The sequence below is a fragment of the Halobacterium bonnevillei genome, from assembly GCF_009831555.1.
GTDB lineage: Archaea > Halobacteriota > Halobacteria > Halobacteriales > Halobacteriaceae > Halobacterium > Halobacterium bonnevillei.
Window position 1 is genome coordinate 1 of record NZ_WUUU01000134.1, and the last position, 8,548, is coordinate 8,548.

An 8,548-nucleotide genomic window follows, 5' to 3' on the forward strand; every position below is an offset into this window, starting at 1 on the left:
AGTGACGGCGACACCGCGACCGAGAGGTCGTCGACCGGATACGTCGTCGTCTCGCTGAGGTCCGCACGCGTCGCCGTCACGTCGATGACGCCGCTGGCGTCGGACGGAATCCGGACCGCGATGGTGCCGCCGTCGTCGGTCCGCCCCTGGTCGACGCCCGCGATGCTCACCGCCGCGTCAGCGAACGGCTTGCCCGCGACTGTGACCGACAGCGTCCGCTCGACGCCGGGTTCCGCGTCGCCGTCGAAGGAGAATCGGACGTCCGACCGCACGTCGAACCGCTGTGTCGTGCCGTTCTCGTCGTCGGACTGCTGGGCGAACGACGCGTCACCGCCAGTGGCGCCCGCGACGCCGAACGCGGGCGGCGGACGCTGTAAGCTGCGCTCGGCCCGGGAACCCCAGCTGCAGCGGGGTCGGACCTCGCGCCGGGACCGCCCGCTGACGCGTTCTCGGGCGACAGGGGTACCGTACCGGTGTCGTTGGTCGGCAGCACTGTGACGTTCAGCGTCTCGGTGTACGGCACTGTGAACGTCACTTCGCCAGCGGCGTTGGTCGACCCCACGGAGTCGCCGTTCACGACGACGGTGACGCCACGCGCCGGCAGGCCGGCCGTCGTCACGTTTGCCGTGACGTCCTCGCCCGGCACCGCAGACTGGTTCAGCGCCACCCGGAAGTCCGGGTCGTTCTCGTGCAGGTCCGAGCGAACGTCCGAGCGGGCGTCACTCGGCGTCGGGTCGAAGCGCACCCAGCCGACGTCCTCGAAGTACACTTCCACCCAGGCGTGTGCGTTCGCGCCGCGCACGAGGTAGCGGTCCGGGCCGACGCGCTCGCCGCCCTGGTAGCCGACGACGTACCGGGCTGGGACGTCCTGCGCGCGCAGCATCACGGTCATCGTCGTCGCGAAGTACTCGCAGTAGCCCGCTGACTGCTCGAAGAGGAACTGGTCGGCGATGGTCTCGCCGGGTTCGGGGACGTCGGTCAGCGAGTACGTCTTCTCGGACTCCAGGTAGCTTTCGACGGCCTTCGCGGCGTCGTAGCGGTTGTCCGCGTCGCTGGTCACCTCGGCCGCCAGCTCGCGGACGCGGTCCGTCGTCTCCACCGTGTTGTACTCCGTGGACACGACGCTGCCCGCGACGCGGACGTCACGCAGAACTGCGGGGTCGTCGACCGGTTCGACGCTCTGCACGCGGTAGGTCGCACCCGCCTTCATCGGCGGCGACGACTCGATGTCCGACGTCGGGGTCAACGACAACTCCTGGTTGCAGGGGATCTCCTCGCCGCACTCGAGGTTCAGGTCGACCGGCCGCCACGGCGTCGGGAGGTTCGTCGCCGTCTTCCGGAGGGTGACGCTGGCCCAATGCGTCGGTCGACTGTGCGGCGGCCGCGGCGGCTGCACGCGGTTGACGTTCTCCCGAGTCCACCCGGACCCCGTGTACGTCGTGTACGCGCCGGTCCGCCAGTACGTCGAGTTGGACGTCTCCGCGACGAAGTGGGCCGATTTCGCGTCGCGCTGCTGTTCTGGTGACACCGCACCCCCGACGTCGGTCGAGTCACCGGGCGTGAGTGCGCCGAACGCCGACGTCCCGAACTCCAGGTCCGTCCTGGGGTCGGTGTCGCCGATGAACTGTTCGACGCCCGGGAGGTTCCTGACGAAGTCGGGGACGTCGCTCGGTCGGGGCGGCGAATCCAGTCCGCCCAGCGGCGCCTGGTTCGCGAGCGCTGGCGCCGCCGTCGATGCGACGACGAGGCCGAGGACACAGACTACCGCGAGGAGGGCGCGTCGCGTGTCGGGGCCGTCGGGCGCGTCGCTCATTCACTCAGTGGTTCGCGTTCCCGCCACCTATATCGTTCGGAGGGTGTAGTCGGCGTCGGTGCCTCGACCGCGGAGCGGGCACGTTCGGTCGGGCGTCCTGTTACTCGAACTCTCGAACGCCGACGGCCGCCAGCACGGCGTGGGCGAGGAGGAAGACGGCCAGCACCGCGCTGGCGAACAACAACGGCGCGGCGAGCAGGCGAGCGACCCGGTACGGGAGCACGAGTCGACTGAACCCGAGCACGACGAAACTCGCGGCCACCAGCCCGAACAGCACCAGCGACCGCGTGACGAACGCGTCGCGGTGCATCTCAGGCGTCCGCGTCGAGTCGCTCGTAGCGCTCCTCGAAGCGCGCCTGGCAGGACGAGCAACAGAAGTGGTAGCGGCTGCCGCCGATGCGCGCCGTCTCGCCCTCGCTGGTGACCGTGTTGCCGCACTCGTCGCAGGCCAGCGCGAACTCCGCGCCGCCGACGCTCGGCCGCCAGTCCGCGGACTCCAGCAGCGTCACGTCGAAGTCCGTGATCGCGTCAGTGCCGACGACGTCGCCGACCCACGCGCGGACGTCCTCGATGGGCAGGCGCGCCGAGCAGGTGACGTCGCCGCTGGCGGTCACGAACACGTGTTCGACGGCGTCGGCGGCGCCGACGCTCTCTCGAACTTCGTCGACGTTCCCGGGCGGTACGGACAGGTCAACGAGGACGTGGGCGCCCTCGCGGAGTTGCGACCGGTCGATGTCCACGGTGAACCGGTCGATGACGCCGCTGGCTTCCAGCGCGGCGACGCGGTCGGACACCGCCGGCGCGGACAGCCCCACGTCGTCGGCGATGTCGCTGTAGGGGCGTCGGCCGTCGGCCGCGAGCAGTTCGAGGATGCGACGGTCGGTCTCGTCGAGGTCGGTCATATTACCCCGTCGCGCTTCAATTCACAAAGCACTATCGTCGTTTCACGCTCGAATCCGAAGCGCTCCCAGTCGACGCCGGAACGATACGAGGAGTGGTTCTAGGGAACGGGCGCGTCGCAGGTCGTCGGTGGCGTGACCGACGCCAGCGCGGACCGCGCCCGACTACGAACTGTCCGCCGCCACGAACGGGCTGCTGGGCAGCCGCCCGAACCCGACTTCCGATTGCGGACTCGCGAGGGGCGCCCACTGTCGCTTCCGGGGTCGGCGCCGTTAACTGGCAGCGTCTCCAATAGCTGGGTATGACTGCGACCGCAACAGCGACGTTCGGTGGCGGGTGTTTCTGGTGTGTCGAGGCGGCGTTCGAGCAACTCGCCGGCGTCACGGGCGTCACCTCCGGGTACGCCGGCGGCACCGTCGAAGACCCGTCCTACCGAGCGGTCTGTAACGGCACGACGGGGCACGCCGAAGTCGTCCAGGTGGAATACGACCCCGAGGTAGTCTCCTACGAGGACCTCCTGGAGGTGTTCTTCACGGTCCACGACCCGACGACGCTGAACCGCGAGGGCCCGGACGTCGGCGAGCAGTACCGCTCGATCGTCCTCTATCACGACGACGACCAGCGCGAGCGCGTCGAGGCGTTCGTCGACGAACTCGAAGCACAGGACGCGTTCGACGACGACATCGTCACCGAAATCGAGCCCCTGGACACGTTCTACCGGGCCGAGGACAAACACCAGGACTACTTCGAGAAACACCCGAACCAGGCGTACTGCTCGGTGAACGTCGCGCCGAAAGTGTCGAAAGTCCGCGAGCAGTTCGCCGACCGCGTGAAGTAGCGCTCCGAGACAGTCCTCGGCGAGTACGGCTGTCCGTGCGTCCGGGCTACTCGTCCGTCTCACCGTCGAGGTCGGGTGTTACCCTCGACAGCCGCATCGCGTTCCCCGTGACGGCAGTCGTCATCCCGGCGTCGCCGACGAGGACCGCCAGCCAGATCGGAACGAGGCCGAGCGGGACGCCAGCGGCGAGCGCGGCTTTCGCGCCGAGGCTCGCCCAGATGTTCTGGCGGATGACGCCGTTCGCGCGGTGCGAGAGGTCGTAGAGGTACGGGAGCCGCGTCAGGTCGTCGCCCATGAGCGCGATGTCCGCGGTTTCCAGCGCGGTGTCGGTGCCGGCCGCGCCCATCGCGACGCCGACCGTCGCGGTGGCGAGTGCGGGCGCGTCGTTGACCCCGTCGCCGACCATCGCGACGGCGTCGTGCTCTGCGGTGAGTTCCTGCACGGCGTCGACTTTCTGCTCGGGCAGCAGTTGCGCGCGGTAGTCGTCGACGCCGACCTGCTCGGCGATCGCGGCGGCGGTGCGCTCGTTGTCGCCCGTGAGCATCACCGTGCGTTCGACGCCGAGGTCGCGGAGCCGTTGGACGGCCGCGCGCGCCTCCGGTCGGACCTCGTCAGCGACGGCAATCACGCCCTCGAGGTCGTCCTCGGTTCCGACGAGGACGACCGTCTTCCCCTCGGACTGCAGGTCCGGCACGAGGTCTTCCAGGAGGTCCAGGCAGTCGTTGCGCTCGCAGAGGTCGCGACTCTTCTGGGTGACGACGCCGCCGTCCGTGGTGGCGTGGACGTGCGAGAGGTCGAACCCGAGGTCCTCGAAGAACCCGGGTTTCCCGGCGTAGTGCGTGGTGCCGTCGAGGTCCGCGGTGACGCCCTTGCCCGTGACGCTCTCGAAGTCCGAGACGCTGCGCGCGTCGACGTCGCGGGCCGCGGCGGCGTCGACGATGGCGTCCCCGATGGGGTGTTCGCTCCGGGATTCGAGGCCGCGGGCGCACCGCAGCACGTCGGTCTCGGTGTTGTCCCCGACGGGGACGACGTCCGTGACCGCGAGTTCGCCCTTCGTGAGCGTCCCCGTCTTGTCGAACGCGACGGCTTCGACGTCGCCCATCGCCTCGAGGTGGTTGCCGCCTTTCACGAGCACGCCGTTCTTCGCGGCGCTCGTGACGCCGGAGACGACGGAGACTGGCGTCGAGATGACGAACGCGCACGGGCACGCGAGGACGAACAGGGTGAGGCCGCGGAGAATCCACGTCGGCCACGCACCGCCGAGGAACAGCGGCGGGACGACGCCGACGAGGACGCCGGCGCCGACGACGACCGGCGTGTAGTAGGCGGCGAACCGCTCGACGAACTGCTCGCGGTCGGTCTGGTTCGCCTGCGCGTCCTCGACCATCTCGACGATGCGCGCGAGCGTGTTCTCCGTGGCTTCGGCGCTCACCTCGACTTCGAGGTAGCCGGCCTCGTTGATGGTGCCCGCGTACACCTCGTCGCCGCTGGTCTTGTCGACGGGGACGCTCTCGCCCGTGATGGGGGCCTGGTTGACCGCGCTGTCGCCGTCGACGACGACGCCGTCCATCGGAATCTTCTCGCCGGGCCGCACGACGACCAGGTCGCCGACGCGGACGTCCTCGACCGGGACGGTGACCTCCCGGCCGTCACGACGGACCGTCGCTTCGTCCGGCGAGAGGTCCATCAGTTCCTGGAGGGAGTTGCGCGCGCGGTCCATCGAGTACGTCTCCAGGAGTTCCGAGACGCTGAACAGCACGGCGAGCGTCGCGGCTTCGAAGTAGAGTCGCTCGCCGAACGCGACGCTGGCGGTGACGGCGCCGAGGATGGCGACGGACATCAGGAGGTCGATGTCGAGGTTCAGCGCCTTCAGCGAGTAGTAGCCGCCGCGGACGATGGGCTGGCCGGCGACGACGATGCCGACCAGGAAGAACGCGTCCGCGAGCAGGACGTCCGTGCCGAGAATCGACCCCACGGTCGCATTCAGCCCCGGGAGGAGGAACTCGGCGAGGAACCCCGCAGCGACGAGGGCGGCGCTCGCCCACGTCTTCAACGCTCTCGTGCTCGTCCAGACGGACGACGGCGCCTCGTGTCCACCGTCCTCGCCGTCGCCCTCGCCCGACCGCCCGGTGACCTCGTAGCCCGCCGATTCGACTGCGGCGACGAGGGTCGGTTCGTCGGTGACCTCGGTGTCGTAGGTGACGACGGTGCGGCCAGTGGTCGGTTGGGTGTCGACGTCGACGACGCCGTCGACGCCGTCCAGCGCGTGTTCGACTTTCCCGGCGCAGGACGGGCAGTCCATCTCGGGGACAGAGAGCCGAGCGGTCAACTGCGCGGGGTCGCCGCGCGCCTCGTCGTCGGCGGACGGCGCGGAGTCACTCATCGTGAGCGGGGCTATGAGACCACGTGTTATTAATTCGGCTGTTAGAAATCCGGTCGAAGCTGCCCAGATTGTAATAAAGAATGGTGCCGGAGTTGTTAACTCGGTCCGCGAGCGGGCCGTGTCGGGCGCCGGCCGGGCGTCTTCCCAGTTCGCAGGAACGACGAATCCGCGTAAACGTTGCGGCCAGCTACGTTCGCGTAGCAATGCCCCTGGACCTCAGTGCGTCCCGGCCGGACGTCGAGATGAGCGACGAGTCAGTCGCCGCGTTCCTGCAGTCCCGCGGGGACGGCGTGCTCACACTCCACGGGGACACGCCGACGTCGCTCCCCGTCTCGTTCGGCTTCGACTCCGAGACCGGCCGGTGTCTCTTCCAGTTCCTCTCACACTCCGACAGCGAGAAGTGGGCCGAACTGGACGACCAGACGCCGGCGACGCTGGTCGCGTACGACGTCACGGACCCGGACGACTGGACGAGCGTCGTCTTCGACGGCGTGCTCGAAGAAGTGCCGGTTCCGTGCGAGGAGAAGCGGGAGGCGTACGTCGACCAGGCGACGCCCATCGGGATGAGCGTCTTCGACGCGGCGGGCGCCGACCTGGACGCCGCGTGGTTCGAACTTCGGCCGACCGAGGTGTCCGGCCGACAGAGCCCGACCTGAATCCGTGAGGGCCCGAGGGTCAGTCCAGCGGTCGCCAGATACCAGTTACGACGGCGTCGTCCGCCTCGACGGTGTCGTAATCGTAGCCGCGGTCGTCGAGTTTCGGGTAGAGGTGCTGCGGGGCGCGGTCGTTCACCTGCACGAGCACGGTGCTGTCCGGGAGGTCGGGGAGCGTCTCGAGGGTTTTTGCGAGCGGGTCCGGTGGGCCGAGCGTCCGGACGTCGAGGAGTTCCCGGTCGCGCTCCAGCGGTACTGGAGTGTCGGTGAGGACCGAATCCCAGTCGGTAGTCGTGGCCATGTCTGGTCAGAGGGGGCGACGCCGGCCGTACGTTCCCCCGAACGGATTCGGGCGAATATGTTCGGGAAGAACTCTTGGTGCTCCGGGTCGTACGTCCGAACATCTTCGAATGGCCCGCGCGCAACTCACCATCGACCTGCCGTCGTCAGTCTGGATCTCCGAAATCTCCTCGCGGTACCCGGACACGCTGTTCCGCGTGCTGGCGGCGTTCCCGGACGACGACAGCGGCGTCGCCCTCCTCGAGCTCACCGGCCCGGACGTCGTCGAGGTGCTGCGCGACATGGACCGCGACGACGAGGTCGTGGGCATGGACCCGCTGGAACGCGACGACGACAGCGTGCTCGTCCAGTTCGAGACCAGCGAACCGCTCCTGCTGTGGTCGCTCCAGGAAGCCGGGCTCCCGCTGGAACCGCCCCTGGAGATCGTCGACGGGGACGCGTCCCTCGAAGTGGTCGCGCCCCACGCCAAACTGTCCGCGCTCCGCGACCAGCTGGACGCGTTCGGCATGGACTTCGAGGTCGGCTACCTCTACGAGTCCGGGGACTCCGAGCGCCTGCTGACGCCCCGGCAGCAGGAACTGCTGTCGACGGCCATCGAGTCCGGCTACTACGACACGCCCCGGGAGTGCACGCTCACGGACCTCGCGGATGACCTCGACACCGCGAAGTCCACGCTCAGCGAGACGCTGCACCGCGCCGAGGAGACGGCGATCAAGCAGTTCGCCAGCAACCTCCCGCAGTTCGCCGACAAGGAACTGGTCTGAAGCCGTCCGACGGCGACCGCCGCTCACCACCCAGACGCAGGATGAACCGAACACGTTCGGGAGAACTCGAAGGCCGTCGAGCCGCGACAGTTCACCCATGAGCGCCGTGCCTGCCGGACTCGCGACAGACAAGCAGCCGCCGATGACGGTGCCGCTGCGGTACTTCCTCGTCGGGTTCGCGTTCCTGCTCGCCGGCGGGGGCGTCGGCCTCGCGGGCGCGTTCGACGTCGCGCCCGGGTTCGCCCGCCTCGCACACGTCCACCTCCTGCTCGCCGGCTGGGTGTGTCTCACCATCATGGGCGCGATGACGCAGTTCGTCCCAGTGTGGTCGAACACCGCGCTCCACTCGCGGCGACTCGCCAACGCCGCGCTCGCGCTGGTCGCCGTCGGCGTGGGCGGCCTCGCCGCCGCGTTCCTCGCGACCAGCATCCACTGGATTCACGGCTTCGGCGGCGTCCTCGTCGCCGGCATCTGGGTGTTCGCGTACAACCTCGCGCGGACCCTGGCCACCCTCGACCGCCTGGACGCCACGGAAGCACACTTCGCGTTCGCGCTCGCGTGCTTCGCCGTGCTCGCCGCGCTGGGCTTCATCCTGGCGTTCGACCTCTCGACGCCAATACTGCCGTTTGGCGGCATCTCCCGGCCCGAAGTCGTCGGTGCGCACGCGACGCTGGCGGTGTTCGGCGCGATTATCGGCACCGTCTTCGGCGCGCTCTACCAGCTCGCGACGATGTTCACTCAGACCGAAATCCACGGGCGCGAACGGCACCTCGTGCACGTCGAGTACGGCTACCCCGTCGGCGTGGTCGCGCTCGCGACTGGTCGCCTCCTCGGCGCCGCGACGCTGGCGACCGCAGGCGGCCTCCTGATCGGTCGGCGCGCTCGCGTTCGCCGTCC

At 69.1% G+C, this 8,548-nt stretch carries 8 protein-coding genes and 1 pseudogene; 4 read left to right on the forward strand and 5 right to left on the reverse strand.

Going from position 1 to position 8,548, the window contains the following annotated elements; all coding sequences use genetic code 11:
• Positions 1-166: 166 nt before the first annotated feature.
• The 3 genes from GRX66_RS13895 to GRX66_RS13905 form a co-directional block, all read right to left on the reverse strand.
• A complete protein-coding gene (locus GRX66_RS13895; protein ID WP_159527094.1) occupies positions 167-1,813 on the reverse strand; it encodes a transglutaminase-like domain-containing protein in 1,647 nt (548 codons plus the stop codon).
• A 100-nt stretch (positions 1,814-1,913) separates the two neighbouring features.
• Positions 1,914-2,123: a hypothetical protein gene (locus tag GRX66_RS13900; protein ID WP_159527095.1), complete on the reverse strand. Its 210-nt coding sequence runs from the start codon at positions 2,121-2,123 to the stop codon at positions 1,914-1,916.
• Between the two features lies 1 nt (position 2,124).
• On the reverse strand, positions 2,125-2,715 hold the full coding sequence (locus tag GRX66_RS13905; RefSeq protein WP_159527096.1) for an AsnC family transcriptional regulator: 591 nt from the start codon (positions 2,713-2,715) through the stop codon (positions 2,125-2,127).
• Positions 2,716-3,014: 299 nt separating this feature from the next.
• Here GRX66_RS13905 and msrA point away from each other — a divergent pair, with 299 nt between their 5' ends.
• Positions 3,015-3,551, forward strand: coding sequence for a peptide-methionine (S)-S-oxide reductase MsrA (gene msrA, locus GRX66_RS13910; RefSeq protein ID WP_159527097.1), 537 nt, complete (start codon positions 3,015-3,017; stop codon positions 3,549-3,551).
• Positions 3,552-3,597: 46 nt separating this feature from the next.
• Here the strand turns inward: msrA and GRX66_RS13915 are convergent, their stop codons facing one another.
• Complete coding sequence (locus GRX66_RS13915) at positions 3,598-5,934, reverse strand: heavy metal translocating P-type ATPase (protein ID WP_159527098.1); 2,337 nt, start codon at positions 5,932-5,934, stop codon at positions 3,598-3,600.
• 242 nt (positions 5,935-6,176) lie between these two features.
• Between GRX66_RS13915 and GRX66_RS13920 the strand changes: the two genes are divergently transcribed.
• Positions 6,177-6,590: a pyridoxamine 5'-phosphate oxidase family protein gene (locus GRX66_RS13920; protein ID WP_159527099.1), complete on the forward strand. Its 414-nt coding sequence runs from the start codon at positions 6,177-6,179 to the stop codon at positions 6,588-6,590.
• A gap of 19 nt (positions 6,591-6,609) precedes the next feature.
• Here GRX66_RS13920 and GRX66_RS13925 read toward each other — a convergent pair whose 3' ends face one another.
• Positions 6,610-6,888, reverse strand: coding sequence for a DUF2249 domain-containing protein (locus tag GRX66_RS13925; protein ID WP_159527100.1), 279 nt, complete (start codon positions 6,886-6,888; stop codon positions 6,610-6,612).
• A gap of 109 nt (positions 6,889-6,997) precedes the next feature.
• On the opposite strand from GRX66_RS13925, the gene GRX66_RS13930 reads away from it, so the two are divergent.
• Complete coding sequence (locus GRX66_RS13930) at positions 6,998-7,651, forward strand: helix-turn-helix domain-containing protein (RefSeq protein ID WP_159527101.1); 654 nt, start codon at positions 6,998-7,000, stop codon at positions 7,649-7,651.
• Positions 7,652-7,748: 97 nt separating this feature from the next.
• Positions 7,749-8,548, forward strand: a pseudogene (locus GRX66_RS13935) (hypothetical protein); the annotation flags it as partial.

Bases quoted from the DNA above. Each gene is read 5' to 3' on its own strand.
- GRX66_RS13905 (WP_159527096.1), bottom strand. From the start codon at position 2,715: ATGACCGACCTCGACGAGACCGACCGTCGCATCCTCGAACTGCTCGCG.
- msrA (WP_159527097.1), top strand. From the start codon at position 3,015: ATGACTGCGACCGCAACAGCGACGTTCGGTGGCGGGTGTTTCTGGTGT.
- GRX66_RS13915 (WP_159527098.1), bottom strand. From the start codon at position 5,934: ATGAGTGACTCCGCGCCGTCCGCCGACGACGAGGCGCGCGGCGACCCC.
- GRX66_RS13930 (WP_159527101.1), top strand. From the start codon at position 6,998: ATGGCCCGCGCGCAACTCACCATCGACCTGCCGTCGTCAGTCTGGATC.
- GRX66_RS13900 (WP_159527095.1), bottom strand. From the start codon at position 2,123: ATGCACCGCGACGCGTTCGTCACGCGGTCGCTGGTGCTGTTCGGGCTG.
- GRX66_RS13920 (WP_159527099.1), top strand. From the start codon at position 6,177: ATGAGCGACGAGTCAGTCGCCGCGTTCCTGCAGTCCCGCGGGGACGGC.
- GRX66_RS13895 (WP_159527094.1), bottom strand. From the start codon at position 1,813: ATGAGCGACGCGCCCGACGGCCCCGACACGCGACGCGCCCTCCTCGCG.
- GRX66_RS13925 (WP_159527100.1), bottom strand. From the start codon at position 6,888: ATGGCCACGACTACCGACTGGGATTCGGTCCTCACCGACACTCCAGTA.